This window comes from Streptomyces sp. NPDC058195 (assembly GCF_042883525.1).
In the GTDB taxonomy this organism is placed as follows: Bacteria; Actinomycetota; Actinomycetes; order Streptomycetales; family Streptomycetaceae; genus Streptomyces.
Genome location: NZ_JBHVVM010000005.1, coordinates 105,652 through 120,809, shown reverse-complemented (window position 1 = coordinate 120,809; position 15,158 = coordinate 105,652). Strand labels below are relative to the sequence as shown.

Sequence of the window (15,158 nt, the reverse complement as noted above, 5' to 3'; positions counted from 1 at the left end):
CGCTCCGGCCCCGCACACGGGCCCCGCGACTCATCCAGAAGGTTCGCCCATGACCGACATCATGTGGGACGCCGAGATCTACGAGAAGGCTGCCGACACCACAGCGGCCCCGTCGCACGCCACGTACCCTCCGCTCCCCGATCCCCGCCAACTCCGCAACACCCTGGGCAACTTCGCGACCGGCGTCGTCGTCCTCACCTACCGGTCGGGCCATGACCACTACGGCGTCACCGTGAACTCCTTCACCTCGGTGTCCCTGGACCCGCCGCTGGTGCTGGTGTCCATGCAACGCACCTCGCGAGCCCTCACCCACCTGCTGGAGCGCCCCTTCGCGGTCAACGTCCTCGGTGACAACCAGCTCGGCACCGCGCTCCACTTCGCGGGCAAGCCCCAGGACCGGCCCGTCGACTGGATCACGGACGGCCCGGCGCCCCGCATCGGCGGCTCGCCCGCCTACTTCCAGTGCACTCCCTGGGCCGGATACGACGGTGGCGACCACGTCCTGGTGCTCGGCCGTGTGACGGCCTACGGGCAACAGGACGACGCCCGCCCCCTGCTCTTCTACCGCGGCCAGTGGAGCGCACTGGCCCAGGAATCCGAGGACGGCACCGCGAACGGCGCCCGGCCCGAAAGGACCCGACCGTGACCCGCCCCGCCACCGGCACGCCCCGCGACTTCGCCGCCCTCCTGGCACGGCTGGAAGCCATCCGCCCCCTCCTGCTGAGGGAGGCCTCCGACAGCGAGCGGCTGCGCCGCCCGACGCCCGCCGTCCAGGACGCCCTGCGCGACAGCGGAATCCTCAGGCTGACCGTGCCCGCCGAACTCGGCGGCCTGGACGCCTCCCCGCTCCAGGTCCTGGAGGTCATGGAGAAGCTGTCCCACGCGGACGCCTCGCTGGGCTGGCTCGTCCGGGCCCTGACGAGCGAGACCGCGACGGCCGCCGCCCACCTGGGAGACGAGGCCGTGGCCGCACTGTTCGCCGACGGCGCGGACCCACTGGTGGCGGGACAGTCCGCTTCGTTCACCGGCCGGGCCGTGCGCGTCGCGGGCGGCTACCAGGTCAGCGGCGTATGGCAGTTCGCCCCCGGCGCGTCCATGGCCACACACCTCAACCTCGCCGCCACGGTCGAGGGAACCGGGGAACGGGTGGTCTGCCTCGTCCCCCGGTCCGCCGTACGGATCAGCGACAACTGGAACGTGCTGGGACTGCGCGCGACCGCCAGCCTGGACTACCGGGCCGAGGACGTACCGGTCGAGGACGCGTACGTGTACGGCATCGGCCCGGACCACGTCCGCCGGGGTCACCCCGCGAACCGGCTGAGCCCCGCCCTCTGCGCCGGTCTGCACCAGGCCGCCTGGTCCCAGGGCGTCGGCCGCCGCATGCTCGACGAACTGCGCGAACTGACCCTGCGCAAGGACCCGGCGCAGGAGTCCCCGGTCACCAGCGACGAGTTCTTCGGCGAGTTCGCCCGCCACTTCTCGCACGTGCGCGGCACGATGGCGCTGCTCCGCGAGACCTGGCACGAGAACGAGTCGACGCTCTCGACCGGGGCGCGCCTCAGCGACGAGCAGGAGACGATGTCGCGCCTCGCGTGCAGTCTCTCCGGCCGGACCGCGGTGGAGATCAGCCAGCTCGTGCACCGGTTCGCCGGAGCGCGGGTCATGCGGGACGGCGTGCTGCAGCGCTTCTTCCGCGACAGCCACGCCGGGAGCCAGCACCGGGGCTCCTCACACATCGTGACGCAGAAGTGCGGACGCATGCTCTCGGGCACCCTGCCCGCCGGTGCGCACTGGGGATTCTTCGACCTGGTCGTCCCCGGGCACCCCGCCGCCGACGCCTGAGCACGCCCCGCGGAACCAGGAGGACAAAGACATGAAACTGGCAACCGTGCGCACCGCCGACGGAACAGTCGCGGCCCGGCTGGACGGCGACGCGTTCACCGAGATCCGCGGCCACGCCGACCTCGGTGCCCTGCTGCGCGACGAGAACTGGCACCGGCTCGCGGCCCACGCCGACGGGCGCCGCATCCCGGCCGCCGGGGCCGAACTCGGCACGGTCGTACCGAACCCCTCGAAGGTGCTGTGCACCGGCCTCAACTACACCGGGCACATCGAGGAGATGGGCCGGGGACTTCCCGCCCACCCCACGCTCTTCGCGAAGTTCGCCGACACCCTGACCGGCCCGGCCGACCCCGTGTCAGCCGTGCCGGAGGACCCCGAGATGGACTGGGAGGGCGAACTCGCCGTCGTCATCGGCCGCACCGCGTACCGGGTGACCGAGGACGAGGCGGCCGGTTGCATCGCCGGATACACCGTCGCCAACGACATCTCGATGCGCGGCTGGCAGTACCGCACCACGGAATGGCTCCAGGGCAAGATCTGGGCCCGCTCCACCCCGGTGGGCCCCGTCCTCACCACACCCGACTCCTTCGACCCCGCCACCGCGACGCTGCGCACCACCGTCAACGGCACAACGGTCCAGGAACACGCGGTCGACGACCTCCTGTTCGCCCCTGCCCGGCTGATCGCGTACATCTCCACCATGCTTCCCCTCCGCCCCGGCGACCTCATCCTCACCGGCACCCCCGGCGGCGTGGGCCGCGCCCGCACCCCACGCTGGTACCTGAAGACCGGCGACGTGGTCGAGGTGAGCATCAGCGGCATCGGCACCCTGACCACCCCCATCACCTGACCCGTTCCCCGCCGCCGGGCCCGGCACGACGGTGCAGACGGAGTTCCCCTGCCGCGCGGATGACGGCGGGGGGTGCCACCGAGCCAGGGAGGCGCTGCCGGAGAAACCGACGAGGATCCGCCCCCGCCCGGACCGGCGCACAGCGGCGGTCCCCCACCCGGTCATTACCTCTGGCGTAATCGACCACGCTCGCCTGCTGAGGCAGCGTGGTGCACGTCAACGAGATCCCGGCCGAGGGGTCCGGCACCCCGTCCCAAGGAGCGACCATGCCCGTCACGTCAGCTGGCACCACCGCGAGTTCCGTCGCCGAGACCACTCGCCAGGTCGTCCAGGAGTTCCTCGCCGCCCGGATCGCCGGGGACGTCGAGCGGCTCGTCACGCTCTTCGCGGACGACGTCGACTGGCTGCTCGCCGAGAACCCCGTCGTCCCGTGGATCCGGCCGCGCTCCACCGGAGCCGAATGCGCCGCCCAGTTCACGGAACTGGCCGCGCACACGGTGGCCGAGGACACCCGGGCCTCCGTCGACACGTTCCTCGTCGACGGCACCGACGCCGTCCTGATGGGGTACGTCTCGGGGACCGTGCGCGCGACGGGGAAGTCCTTCGAGGGCCCCTTCGCGCTGCGCCTCACCGTCGAGGAGGGCCGGATCACCCGGCATCACCTCTACGAGAACAGCGTGTCGATCGCCGAGGCGTGCACCCCGTCCTGAGCCCCCGCGTTCCGGCCCCGGCCGGTGCCGGGCAGGCCCTCGGCAGAAACGGTCCGCTCGCCCAGCGGTCGGCAGGAACCGCAGCCCTGCTCTCCCACCACCACATCACCACATAGGCCGGGTGGGGCGGGTTGTACCCGGACACACGGGCTGCGGGCTGCGGTCTCCGGCGGGATATCGACTGCCCGGGTGGGGCGGGTTGTACCCGGACACACGGGCTGCGGCCTCCGGCGGGATGCCGACTGCGATCAGAGCCTCGTAGCCCTGGCGGGCGCGCTCCTGCGCAGCGGCCTCCTCCTCTGCGGCCTTCCGGGCGTTCGCCGCCTCAATCGCGGCCACACCCTCGTTGCACTCGGCCTCGGTGATCTCCACCGCGCCCTCGGGAGGAGAGGGCGGGTGCCCGGTCCCCCCGTACGTAGCCGCGCCCAGCCCTGCCCCGACCGGATGCCGTGCGCCCGTAACCGCCGTGCCCCATGCGGGAGTCCTCTCCCCGGCCGGACATCCCGCGCAGCGCCACCTCCCCCGCGCCTCCGCCGCCGCCGGTCATCTGCCCCGACCTGCTGGAAGGCGCGGCAACACCGTTCGAAACCGTGCTGCTCGCGCCGGAGTCCATCCCGTCCGTACCGGGATGCCCGCCAGCCGCGGTGACCACCCCACCGAAGCTCGGCGCGCCGCCTGCGCCGCCCTGGGTTGTTGCCGGTCCCGCCTGCCCCGACCACGATGGTCTCGACGCCGCCCAGTGTCCGGCCTCGATCAGGGACTCACCGTATCCGCCGCCAGACGCGCCATGACGCGCAGTCAACTGATGCGCCGAAGCGGACGGCATCGGCCGAGCCGCCGCCTCCTCCCTGCGTCTTGACCCTGATCCCGGGCCAACCGCAGGTCGGTCTTCTTCGTCCGCCGGTCCGCGGCTTCCGCCTGGTCGCTGCCGCGTCCGTGCGCGCGCCAGCCTCCGCCGTCGGGGATGCGGCCTGCCTTCTTCCCATCGACGTGGATCGTGTGGCCGGGCCATCGGGCGTGGGCTTCCCGCGGCTGTCGGCTGGCTTCACCGTCGGGGTCGATGAATCGGCGTCGGTTGAGGCCGATTCTCGGCCAGGTGCCCGCTCACGGCCCTTCGGCCGATCCGCATGCCGGCCCGGTACAGCTCGGAGGCGATCCTGGCCTCGGACCACTTGTGGGTGCGGCGCGGTTCTTCGGTGAGGTCGAGGATCTCGGACGCTGTCGCGGTGGGCTGGTGGCGCGGCGTGGAAGAGCGGCCTTCACGCCCGGGTTCGCCGTGTCGCCGGTATCGATTGACCTGCTTCGATGCACGTGCCCGTGAAATCCCCCTCTCGGCCGCACCGTGGGCGATGGTCTCGTACGGCATCACTCGACGAGCCGACGCCGCCCTTCCACGGTGAGGGGTGCGTCCCTGTGCGTCACGCAGCGGAACCAGGCGCGAAGGCTCGCCGTGACCGGTCCCGCCTGGCAATAGCCTCGGCGACCTCTTGGATGGCGCCGCGAAGGAGGTCACCGTAGGGATCCTGAGGAAGGCTGGGGGCGTGCGTTCCGGCCGCGTTGATGTGCTCGGCGGCGGCTTCGAAGGAGCCGAGTCGGCGGTAGTTGTCGGCGAGGTTGAGGTGCAGGGAGGGGTAGAAGCCGGCGATGTGGAGGCCGGCGTGGTGCTCCTGGACGCGCTGCTCGGTCACGGCGTCGGCAGCGTCCAGGGCCCGGATGTCCCAGGCGAGGGCCTGGGCGGGGTCTTCGTAGAGATCTGCCAGGTAGTGGGCAAGCGAGCAGCGGTGCAGCGGGTCACCGGTGACACCGATCGCAGACCACAGAGCCAGCAGTTTCCGGCGGGCGGAGGCGCTGTTGCCGGCTCGGCCCTCGGCGACGGCGTGGCCTATTGCTTCCATGGCCGGGTCGGGGCTGGCGGGTGTGGTGGTCATGGGCTGTTCCTCGTTGTCTTTCTCAGGCGGAGTGGCCGGACTTGACGGGCATGGCCAGGGTGGTGAGATCGCCGCGGTCGGCAGAGCGGATCGTCACGGGCTGGTCGTGTCCCCTTAGGTCGAGCAGTACGTCGGGACCGATCGCCGTGCTCACGGCGGGGTAGAGCGTGGTCAGCTCGAACCAGATCTGGAGGGCCCGGCCCGCCGCGGTAGCCGGGAGCGGGGTGTCGGGGTGTCCGTCGTCCGCTGACATGACACTCACTCCGTGGTCAGCGACATGCAGCCCGATGTGCTCGCCGGGGTGCTCTTCCAGGGCTCGCAGGAGCAGATCCTTCGAGACGGTCGCGCGAGTCGTGACCTCGCCCAGTGACGCGAGCATCAGCCGGTAGTCGGGAAACTCCTCGGGCAGCAACCGGCAGTGCCGGTCCTCCCGGTCAGCCACGCGGAACCAGATCCCGTGCGAGACCGCTTCCAGTCGCACCAGCGGGCTGCTGCGGCTCGCCGCGACCGCAGCCCGCAGCTCGTCGCCATTGACCGTGCCGGCCCACGTCTGGCTCGGCGGCTCAGTCGGCACCAGGGTTCGGGTGGAGAGCCGGTACCGGTCCGTCGCGGTCAGGGAAACCGCCTCATGACCTGCCTCGATGCGCAGACCGGCGAGTGCTGGCATCCCGGGCTCATACGCGGCCGCGGTCAGGACCTGCTCGACCGCATCCGCCAGCACGGGCCCCTTCACCACCGCGATGGGGAGACCTGGCGCATTGCCGAACGCGGACTTGATGACAGCAGCCTTCTGCTGCACGGCCGCCGCGTTCCCCACGACCTTGGCCACATGCTCATCGAGTAGCCGGGAAGCCTCGTCGGCCCCGGAACCGAGTACCGCCTCGACAGCGGCCAGGGGCATAGCGAGCTCGCGAAGCTGACGCAGCGCGGTCGCCCGGTCCAACTGGTCGGTGCCGTAGTAGCGGTAGCCCGAGACCGGGTCGACCTCGGCAGGGGGCAGCAGCCCGGAGTCGGCATAGAACCGCAACGCGCTGGAGGTCAGACCACTGCGTTGGGCGAAGGCCCCGATCGGCATCAGCTCATCATCTGGCACCGCGCCATCATCAAGCTTCAACCAGCTCGAAGGTCAACACCGACGAGCAGCGTCACCAGCCTCATGGCCCGCGTCAGCCAGCCACCAAAATATCACCATGCGTAACACCATGGTCACAGTCTTTGACCGCCTATGACAACCGCGCTTCTTCGCATCGCTCGGCGGCTTCCTCCGTGCACTCCGGTGCCGACACCGGACCGCTACCGCCGTCGCCGCCGCCACCACATCGATCACCGTCGCGAGCACCGCGGCTGCCCACTACGCGCACACGAGCAATGCCGTGACAGCGCGCCCGGCCAGGCGCGCTGTGGCGGCAACCGCTCCTGACTCCAGCGGCGACAGCACCCTGAACCATCCGAACTACGGAAGAGAACCCGGCCGGCAAAGGAAGCGCCGCGGAAGAATCCGGCGCACATCCGAGCCTGACGTGCTGGCCCCTCTCGCGCAGAGGACGGGCGACCCCATCTCCGCGAACTCCGAAGACGAGCGCTCTGCCAGCATCTCCATGCCGGGCGAACCTGCTGATGCTCCCGCACCCACCGCGCCCAACTCGCCGCCTCCGCCTGGCCAGTCGCCGTCCACGACGCCCAGGCCGCCCACCCCAACCACGAAGCCCGCGTCACCGGCAAGCTCACCCACACTCACGGCCCCGCTGAAGCCTGACACCTGTGACGGCCTGGGAATCAGCCTCTCGCCACTCCTGGAACCCTGCTCCCCCAAGGCGCACAACCCGCTGTTCGACAGCCGATCCACCCCCGCTCCGACGCCTCAGACGCTTCGGGCGAGCAACGGGCGAGCCAGCGATCACGGGAGACGCAGAAAGGCCCCCGCCGACACGGAGGCCTTTGCCTTCTCCCAGGTCAGAACGATTCTGCCTGGGTACTTCTGGTGGGGCGGGTGGGACTCGAACCCACGGCCGACGGATTATGAGTCCGCTGCTCTAACCGGCTGAGCTACCGCCCCTTTTCGGCGTGGCGCGTACATGTGTGCGCGCCGTCTGCCGCAGCATAGCCGGTCATACGATCTCCCGCTCCGGGTGGTCGGCTTCGCATGACCATGAAGACCTCGCCGTGCTCCGCGTGGTTCCGGACGGAGCGAAGTACATGCGAAAGAGTCACACGCATCCCCTCCGTACCACCGTGGCGGCCGTGTGCGGGCATAGGAAAAAGGACCCCGTAGGGTCCTCTTCCGATCTGCTCCCCCGACTGGACTCGAACCAGTAACCCTCCGGTTAACAGCCGAATGCTCTGCCAATTGAGCTACAGGGGATCGCGCTCCCCCGACTGGACTCGAACCAGTAACCTGCCGGTTAACAGCCGGCTGCTCTGCCAATTGAGCTACAGGGGATTGCTGCGTGTGCACCGAACCCGCCCCTCCTGGCTGCTGCCGGGCGGCGCGTGCTCGCTGCGACACATACATTAGCGCAAGCAGGGGGGTGCTTTGCCAATCGGTATCCCCCGGGGTGATCTCCGGTGCCCGCAGACGCGCGGGCAGCACACGTCACAAGGAAGGGTGGCACCCATGCGGTACCGGCTCACGTTCATCGCCGGACTGGCCCTCGGATACGTGATCGGGACACGGGCCGGGCGGGAGCGCTACGAGCAGCTGAAGGACTCCGCGCGCCGGATCGCCCGGAACCCGGCCGTCCGCAACACCGCCGAATCCGCCGCCCAGAGCGGCCGCGACCTGGCCGGAAAGGCGTACCAGGCGGTGAGTGAGAAGGTCGGCGAGAAGGTCGGCGACAAGGTGCCCGCCTCGGTGGCCTCCCGGCTGCGCCCGCGCCGGGACCGCAACGGGAACGGGGAGGACGACTGGGGCACCAGCAATACGTAGACGCGCCCCCGGAGGGTGTCTCGCCCCTGCCGCGCCACGGGTACGGAAAAGCTCCCGCGGTGCGGCAGAATCTTGCGCATGGGCATAGTCGCCGGTCTGGACAGTTCTTCCGCCTTCACACACATCGTCGTCTGCGACGCGGACACGGGCGCCGTGCTGCGCCAGGGGTTCGCCGCGCATCCCGTCGAGGCGAAGGCCACCGAGGTGGACCCGCAGGCCTGGCTGCTCTCGCTCGGCGAGGCCGCCAGCGGCGGGCTGCTCGAAGGGGTGGAGGCCATCGGCGTCTCCGCCCAGCAGCACGGCCTGGTGCCCCTGGACCATCAGGGCAGCCCCGTCCATCCGGCGCTGCTCGGCAACGACAAGCGGGCACAGGCCGCGGCGGCCGACCTGATCGACGGGCTCGGCGGGCGACAGGCCTGGGCCGAGGCGGTCGGCTCGGTGCCGCAGGCCGCACAGCCGGTGGCGAAGCTGCGCTGGATGGCGCGGAGCGAGCCGGAGGCGGCCCGGCGGGTGGCCACGGTGCTCCAGCCGCACGACTGGCTGGTGTGGCAGCTGCTCGGGCGCCCCTCCCGGCGGACCACCGACCGGGGCGCCGCGTCCGGTACCGGCTACTGGTCGGCGCACACCGGGACCTACCGCCCCGATCTGGTGGAGCTCGCGCTCGGGCACCAGGCCGCGCTGCCCGAGGTGCTCGGCCCCTCTGACGCGGCCGGTACGACACCCGAGGGGCTGCTGATCTCCGCGGGGACGGGCGAGACGATGGCTGCGGCGCTCGGGCTCGGGGTCGGGCCTGGTGACGCGGTGGTGTCGCTGGGGGCCTCGGGCTCGGTCATGGCGGTGCACCGGGAGGCACTCTCCGACCCGACCGGGATGATCACCTCGTTCGCCGACGCGACCGGGCAGCACCTGCCGGTGGTGCACACCTCCAACGCGGTGCGGGCGCTGCGCGGCAGTGCCGAGATGCTCGGTGTCGAGGACCTCGACGAGCTCTCCGCGCTGGCGCTGAAATCCACGCCGGGCGCGTCCGGGCTGGTGCTGCTGCCGTACCTGGAGGGCGAGCGGACGCCGCGGCTGCCGCACGCCGCCGGGACGCTGTGCGGGCTGCGGCGCGAGTCGATGAAGCCGGAGCACCTGGCGCGGGCCGCCTTCGAGGGGATGCTCTGCTCGCTGGCCGACGCGCTCGACGTGCTGCGCGGCCGGGGCGTGGAGGTCCGGCGGGTGTTCCTGCTGGGGGCGGCGGCGGCGCTGCACGCCGTGCAGACGATCGCCCCGGCGCTCCTGGGGACGCAGGTGGTCGTTCCGCAGCCCGCGGAGTACGCGGCGCTGGGCGCGGCCCGGCAGGCGGCCTGGGCGCTGGGGGTCTCGCGGGGCACCGCCGATCCGCTCGTCCCCCCGGCCTGGCAGGGGGCCGCCGCGCAGGTGCTGGAGCCGGGTGAGGAACTGGCGGTCGGGAAGGCGGTGCGCCAGCAGTACGCGGCGACGCGGGACCAGATCCATCCGGGGGCGTTCGACCCCGCGAACTAGGGTCTTTCGTTTGGATCAGGCTGGATCAGGGAGCGGGGGCTGGTGCGTGCAGCTGCAAGGCGGAGGAAGGAGCCGACGCGGAGCGTCGGTGACTGACGACAACGCGGCAGATGTGCGCACCAGCCCCCGCGAGCCCGGCATGATCCAAACGAGAGGCCCTAGGGCGGAGACGGCCTGAGCAGCGGGTCCGTGCGGCAGGGCCGGGTACACCGGCGGGGCGACTCCCTCCACTTGTGTACTCGGTCTGTTTTTTGACCTGGTCTTGAGTAAAATCGGTCGCGGCCTCCGTCACCGGTGCCGGAAAATGGATGAACTCCCGACCTCTGCCGACTCCGAGAGACACGCGTGCTCATAAAACTCCTGCGGGCCCATCTCGGTCCGTACAGAAAGCCGATCGCGCTGCTGGTCATCCTGCAGCTGCTCCAGACCTGCGCCAGCCTCTATCTGCCCACCCTGAACGCCGACATCATCGACAACGGTGTCGTGAAGGGTGACACGAACTACATCCTCGAGTTCGGCGGCATCATGATCGCCGTCAGCATCGGCCAGGTGGTCTGCAACATGGGGGCCGTCTTCTACGGCGCCCGTACCGCTTCCGCGCTCGGCCGCGACGTCCGGGCGGCGGTCTTCGACCGGGTGCAGTCGTTCTCGGCGCGTGAGGTCGGGCGCTTCGGAGCGCCTTCGCTGATCACCCGTACCACCAACGACGTCCAGCAGGTACAGATGCTGGTGCTGATGACGTTCACGCTGATGGTGTCGGCGCCGATCATGTGTGTCGGCGGCATCATCATGGCGCTCGGCCAGGACGTGCCGCTGTCGGCGGTGCTGCTGGCGGTGGTGCCGGTGCTCGGCATCGCGGTGAGCCTGATCGTGAAGCGGATGCGTCCGCTGTTCCGCACGATGCAGGAGCGGCTCGACACGGTGAACCGGGTGCTGCGCGAGCAGATCACCGGAAACCGCGTCATCCGCGCCTTCGTCCGGGACTCCTACGAGGAGGAGCGCTTCCGCGGCTCCAACACCGAGCTGACCGATGTGGCGCTGTCCACGGGCCGGCTGATGGCGCTGATGTTCCCGACCGTGATGACGGTGGTCAACGTCTCGTCGATCGCCGTGCTCTGGCTCGGTGCCCACCGCATCGACAACGGCGGCATGGAGATCGGCGCGCTGACCGCCTTCCTCGCCTATCTGATGCAGATCGTCATGTCGGTGATGATGGCCACCTTCATGTTCATGATGGTGCCGCGTGCCGAGGTGTGCGCCGAGCGCATCCAGGAGGTCCTGGAGACCGAGTCCAGCGTGGTTCCGCCGGTCAAGCCGGTCCACGAGCTGAGCGCCCGCGGTCATCTGGAGGTGCGCGGCGCGGACTTCCGGTACCCCGGCGCCGAGGAGCCGGTGCTGCGGGCCGTGGATCTGGTGGCCCGCCCCGGCGAGACCACCGCGATCATCGGTTCGACCGGCAGCGGGAAGTCGACGCTGCTCGGCCTCGTACCCCGCCTGTTCGACGTGACGGACGGCCAGGTGCTGGTCGACGGGACGGACGTGCGGACGGTGGACCCGGCGCTGCTGGCGCGGACCGTGAGCCTCGTACCGCAGAAGCCGTACCTGTTCTCCGGGACGGTGGCGACGAACCTGCGCTACGGGAACCCGGACGCGACCGACGAGGAGCTGTGGCACGCGCTGGAGGTCGCGCAGGCCAAGGAGTTCGTCGCGGCGCTGGAGCACGGCCTGGACGCGCCGATCGCCCAGGGCGGCACCAATGTCTCGGGCGGGCAGCGGCAGCGGCTGGCGATCGCCCGGACGCTGGTGCAGCGGCCGGAGATCTACCTCTTCGACGACTCGTTCTCCGCGCTCGACTACGCCACCGACGCCGCGCTGCGCGGCGCGCTGACGCGGGAGACGTCCGAGGCGACCGTGGTGATCGTGGCCCAGCGGGTCTCCACCATCCGGGACGCGGACCGCATCCTGGTGCTCGACGAGGGCCGGGTCGTGGGCTCCGGCACCCACCACGAGCTGATGGACGGCAACGAAACATACCGGGAGATCGTGCTCTCCCAGCTGACGGAAGCGGAGGCCGCGTAATGGCCGGGCCTGGCGGACGCATGATGGCGGGCGGGGCGCCGACCGACCGGTCCATGGACTTCAAGGGGTCCTCGAAGCGGCTGCTGAAGCGCTTCGCGACGGAGAAGACCTCGCTGTACGTGATGCTGGTGACCTGCGCGCTGAGCGTCGCCCTGTCGGTGGTCGGGCCGAAGATCCTCGGCCGGGCGACCGACCTGATCTTCGCCGGGGTCATCGGCCGCGAGATGCCCGCGGGGGCGACCAAGGAGCAGGCCGTCACGGGTCTGCGCGAGGGCAACAGCAAGCTGGCCGACATGCTCGCCGGGGTGGACTTCGTCCCTGGTCACGGCATCGACTTCGCGGCGGTGGGCGATGTCCTGCTGGTGGCGCTGGCGGTGTACGTCGGCGCCGGTCTGCTGATGCTGGTGGCGACGCGGCTGTCGATCCGGATCATCAACGAGGTCATCTTCCAGCTGCGCGAGGACATCCAGACGAAGCTGTCGCGGCTGCCGCTGTCGTACTTCGACCAGGCCAAGCGCGGCGAGGTGCTCAGCCGGGCGACGAACGACATCGACAACATCTCGCAGACGATGCAGCAGACGATGGGCCAGCTCATCAACTCCCTGCTGACCATCGTCGGCGTGCTGATCATGATGTTCTGGGTCTCGCCGCTGCTGGCGGTCGTCGCGCTGGTGACGGTGCCGCTGTCGGCGGTCGTGGCGGCGAAGGTCGGCAAGCGCTCGCAGCCGCAGTTCGTGCAGCAGTGGCAGGTGACGGGCAAGCTCAACGCCCACATCGAGGAGATGTACACCGGGCACGCCCTGGTCAAGGTCTTCGGCCGTCAGGCGGAGTCCGCGAAGGACTTCGCCGAGCAGAACGAGGCGCTGTACGAGGCCGGGTTCAGGGCGCAGTTCAACAGCGGGATCATGCAGCCGCTGATGATGTTCGTCTCCAACCTGAACTACGTGCTGATCGCCGTCGTGGGTGGTCTGCGGGTCGCCTCGGGTGCGCTGTCGATCGGTGACGTACAGGCGTTCATCCAGTACTCGCGGCAGTTCTCGATGCCGCTGACCCAGGTCGCCTCGATGGCGAACCTGGTGCAGTCGGGGGTCGCCTCGGCCGAGCGGATCTTCGATCTGCTGGACGCCGAGGAGCAGGGTGCCGACCCGTCGCCCGAGGAGCGCGAGCGGCCCGGGGAACTGCGGGGCAGCGTCTCGCTGGAGAAGGTGTCGTTCCGCTACGAGCCGGAGAAGCCGCTCATCGAGAGCCTGTCGCTGAACGTCGAGCCCGGCCACACGGTCGCGATCGTCGGCCCGACCGGCGCGGGGAAGACCACGCTGGTCAATCTGCTGATGCGGTTCTACGAGGTGACGGGCGGCCGGATCACGCTGGACGGCGTCGACGTGGCGAGGATGTCGCGCGACGAGCTGCGGCAGGGCATCGGCATGGTCCTCCAGGACACCTGGCTGTTCGGCGGCTCGATCGCGGACAACATCGCGTACGGGGCCTCCCGCGAGGTCACCCGCGAGGAGATCGAGGAGGCGGCGCGGGCGGCCCACGCCGACCGGTTCATCCGGACGCTGCCGGACGGCTACGACACCGTGATCGACGACGAGGGCTCCGGGGTCAGCGCGGGCGAGAAGCAACTGATCACCATCGCGCGGGCGTTCCTGTCCGACCCGGTGATCCTGGTCCTCGACGAGGCGACCAGCTCCGTCGACACCCGTACGGAGGTGCTGATCCAGAAGGCGATGGCGCGGCTGGCCCACGGCCGCACCAGCTTCGTGATCGCGCACCGGCTCTCCACCATCCGGGACGCCGACGTCATCCTGGTGATGGAGAACGGCTCGATCGTCGAGCAGGGTACGCACGACGAGCTGCTGGCGGCCGAGGGCGCGTACGCCCGGCTGTACTCGGCGCAGTTCGCCCAGGCGGTCGCCGAGGTCGACTAGCCACACCGCCCGCCGGAGTCCGGGGCCCGTTCCGCCGTGGTGGCGGGGCGGGCCCCGGGCGTGTCCGGAGTCGTCAGTCGAGGTAGCCGCGGAGCTGGTCGGCGAAGGCGTGGTCGCGGAGTTTGCCGAGGGTCTTGGACTCGATCTGGCGGATGCGTTCGCGGGTCACGCCGAAGATCCGGCCGATCTCCTCCAGAGTGCGGGGCCGCCCGTCGTCCAGTCCGTAGCGCAGCTGGACCACCTTGCGTTCGCGTTCACCCAGGGTGGAGAGCACCGCCTCCAGGTGTTCGCGCAGCAGCAGGAACGCGGCGGACTCGGCCGGGGACGCGGCGTCGCCGTCCTCGATGAGGTCGCCGAGGGCGACGTCGTCCTCCTCTCCGACCGGGGCGTGCAGCGAGATCGGCTCCCGGGAGAGGACGAGGATCTCGCCGACCCGTTCCGGCGTGAGGTCGAGCTGGTCGGCGACCTCCTCGGGGGTCGGCTCGTAGCCGCGTTCCTGGAGCATCCGGCGCTGTACGCGTACGACGCGGTTGATCAGCTCGACCACGTGGACCGGAACCCGGATGGTCCGCGCCTGGTCGGCGAGGGCGCGGGACATGGCCTGCCGGATCCACCAGGTCGCGTACGTCGAGAACTTGTAGCCCCGGGCGTAGTCGAACTTCTCCACGGCCCTGATCAGCCCGAGATTGCCCTCCTGGACCAGGTCGAGCATGGTCAGCCCGCGGCCCACGTAGCGTTTGGCGACGGAGACGACGAGCCGGAGGTTGGCCTCGATGAGGCGGCGCTTGGCCGTGCGCCCCATGACCACCAGCCGGTCCAGGTCGACGGCGAGCCGGGTGTCCGGGTCGGGGGCGCTCGCGAGCCGTTCCTCGGCGAAGAGCCCGGCCTCGACCCGGCGGGCCAGCTCCACCTCGTCCTCGGCGCTGAGCAGGGGAATCCGGCCGATCTCCCGCAGGTACTGGCGGAAGAGGTCGGAGGACGGACCGGCGGTTTCCGGCCTGCTCCCGCGCCGGGGCCGCCCGGCGGCCCCGGACTCCTCACGCGGCTCCGGCGGCTCGGGTGCCTCCGGCGGCTCCACCGCCGTCTCCGGATGGCGCACGGCCCGGTTCTGCGCGGGAACGGCCGAGACGTGCTCGGTCTTGGTCAGGGTCCGGGTCTGCACGGGGGCGACCTCCAGGTGATCGCTGCCGGACCGCGGGAAGCAAGGCGCACCGCTTGGTGGGCCGTCCGCGCTCCGATGTCTCAGGCACCGCCACCAGTGTGGGGGAAGACGCATCGCCGCCACGAGGGGCGTGCGGCGACTTTCTGAGTCCGTACCGTGACCGGCCGGTTACGCGGGGGCGCCCGAAAGCGCGGGGCCCGCGGCCA

At 70.7% G+C, this 15,158-nt stretch carries 11 protein-coding genes, 3 tRNA genes and 1 pseudogene; 8 read left to right on the top strand and 7 right to left on the bottom strand.

Annotation, left to right across the window (positions count from 1 at the left end; all coding sequences use genetic code 11):
• Positions 1-49: 49 nt before the first annotated feature.
• From ACFVWY_RS08320 to ACFVWY_RS08305, 4 genes are all read left to right on the top strand, one after another.
• Positions 50-646: a flavin reductase family protein gene (locus ACFVWY_RS08320; RefSeq protein ID WP_389868521.1), complete on the top strand. Its 597-nt coding sequence runs from the start codon at positions 50-52 to the stop codon at positions 644-646.
• Complete coding sequence (locus ACFVWY_RS08315) at positions 643-1,842, top strand: acyl-CoA dehydrogenase family protein (RefSeq protein ID WP_389868520.1); 1,200 nt, start codon at positions 643-645, stop codon at positions 1,840-1,842. Before ACFVWY_RS08320 ends, ACFVWY_RS08315 begins: the two co-directional genes overlap by 4 nt.
• A gap of 31 nt (positions 1,843-1,873) precedes the next feature.
• The gene (locus tag ACFVWY_RS08310; RefSeq protein ID WP_389868518.1) at positions 1,874-2,692 is read left to right on the top strand and encodes a fumarylacetoacetate hydrolase family protein; all 819 of its coding nucleotides are present in this window, start codon (positions 1,874-1,876) and stop codon (positions 2,690-2,692) included.
• A 266-nt stretch (positions 2,693-2,958) separates the two neighbouring features.
• On the top strand, positions 2,959-3,402 hold the full coding sequence (locus ACFVWY_RS08305) for a nuclear transport factor 2 family protein (RefSeq protein ID WP_389868517.1): 444 nt from the start codon (positions 2,959-2,961) through the stop codon (positions 3,400-3,402).
• 900 nt (positions 3,403-4,302) lie between these two features.
• On the opposite strand, the pseudogene ACFVWY_RS08300 reads toward ACFVWY_RS08305, so the two are convergent.
• The 6 genes and pseudogenes from ACFVWY_RS08300 to ACFVWY_RS08275 form a co-directional block, all read right to left on the bottom strand.
• Positions 4,303-4,824 (bottom strand): annotated as a pseudogene (locus tag ACFVWY_RS08300) (IS481 family transposase); the annotation flags it as partial.
• Positions 4,821-5,330 (bottom strand): hypothetical protein, encoded by a 510-nt coding sequence (locus tag ACFVWY_RS08295; protein ID WP_389868515.1) that lies wholly within the window; start codon positions 5,328-5,330, stop codon positions 4,821-4,823. The pseudogene ACFVWY_RS08300 and the gene ACFVWY_RS08295, both read right to left, overlap by 4 nt.
• Before the next feature lie 22 nt (positions 5,331-5,352).
• Positions 5,353-6,423 (bottom strand): MerR family transcriptional regulator, encoded by a 1,071-nt coding sequence (locus tag ACFVWY_RS08290; RefSeq protein ID WP_389868513.1) that lies wholly within the window; start codon positions 6,421-6,423, stop codon positions 5,353-5,355.
• Between the two features lie 886 nt (positions 6,424-7,309).
• Positions 7,310-7,386: transfer RNA gene (locus tag ACFVWY_RS08285), tRNA-Ile, on the bottom strand.
• 233 nt (positions 7,387-7,619) lie between these two features.
• Positions 7,620-7,692, bottom strand: a tRNA-Asn gene (locus ACFVWY_RS08280).
• Between the two features lie 5 nt (positions 7,693-7,697).
• Positions 7,698-7,770, bottom strand: a tRNA-Asn gene (locus ACFVWY_RS08275).
• Between the two features lie 174 nt (positions 7,771-7,944).
• Between ACFVWY_RS08275 and ACFVWY_RS08270 the strand changes: the two genes are divergently transcribed.
• The 4 genes from ACFVWY_RS08270 (at position 7,945) to ACFVWY_RS08255 (ending at position 13,790) form a co-directional block, all read left to right on the top strand.
• A complete protein-coding gene (locus ACFVWY_RS08270) occupies positions 7,945-8,256 on the top strand; it encodes a YtxH domain-containing protein (RefSeq protein WP_389868511.1) in 312 nt (103 codons plus the stop codon).
• Positions 8,257-8,334: 78 nt separating this feature from the next.
• Complete coding sequence (locus ACFVWY_RS08265; protein WP_389868509.1) at positions 8,335-9,780, top strand: FGGY family carbohydrate kinase; 1,446 nt, start codon at positions 8,335-8,337, stop codon at positions 9,778-9,780.
• A gap of 345 nt (positions 9,781-10,125) precedes the next feature.
• On the top strand, positions 10,126-11,859 hold the full coding sequence (locus tag ACFVWY_RS08260) for an ABC transporter ATP-binding protein (RefSeq protein WP_389868507.1): 1,734 nt from the start codon (positions 10,126-10,128) through the stop codon (positions 11,857-11,859).
• A complete protein-coding gene (locus ACFVWY_RS08255; protein WP_389868506.1) occupies positions 11,859-13,790 on the top strand; it encodes an ABC transporter ATP-binding protein in 1,932 nt (643 codons plus the stop codon). The genes ACFVWY_RS08260 and ACFVWY_RS08255 overlap by 1 nt, the downstream gene beginning before the upstream one ends.
• A gap of 73 nt (positions 13,791-13,863) precedes the next feature.
• On the opposite strand, the gene ACFVWY_RS08250 is transcribed toward ACFVWY_RS08255, so the two are convergent.
• Entirely contained in the window at positions 13,864-14,952 is a 1,089-nt protein-coding gene (locus ACFVWY_RS08250) for an RNA polymerase sigma factor (RefSeq protein ID WP_389868504.1), read from the bottom strand.
• Positions 14,953-15,158 lie beyond the last annotated feature (206 nt).

What these genes read in the sequence shown, in the direction of transcription:
- ACFVWY_RS08320 (WP_389868521.1), top strand. Translation starts at nt 50, where the DNA reads ATGACCGACATCATGTGGGACGCCGAGATCTACGAGAAGGCTGCCGAC.
- ACFVWY_RS08310 (WP_389868518.1), top strand. Translation starts at nt 1,874, where the DNA reads ATGAAACTGGCAACCGTGCGCACCGCCGACGGAACAGTCGCGGCCCGG.
- ACFVWY_RS08305 (WP_389868517.1), top strand. Translation starts at nt 2,959, where the DNA reads ATGCCCGTCACGTCAGCTGGCACCACCGCGAGTTCCGTCGCCGAGACC.
- ACFVWY_RS08295 (WP_389868515.1), bottom strand. Translation starts at nt 5,330, where the DNA reads ATGACCACCACACCCGCCAGCCCCGACCCGGCCATGGAAGCAATAGGC.
- ACFVWY_RS08270 (WP_389868511.1), top strand. Translation starts at nt 7,945, where the DNA reads ATGCGGTACCGGCTCACGTTCATCGCCGGACTGGCCCTCGGATACGTG.
- ACFVWY_RS08265 (WP_389868509.1), top strand. Translation starts at nt 8,335, where the DNA reads ATGGGCATAGTCGCCGGTCTGGACAGTTCTTCCGCCTTCACACACATC.
- ACFVWY_RS08255 (WP_389868506.1), top strand. Translation starts at nt 11,859, where the DNA reads ATGGCCGGGCCTGGCGGACGCATGATGGCGGGCGGGGCGCCGACCGAC.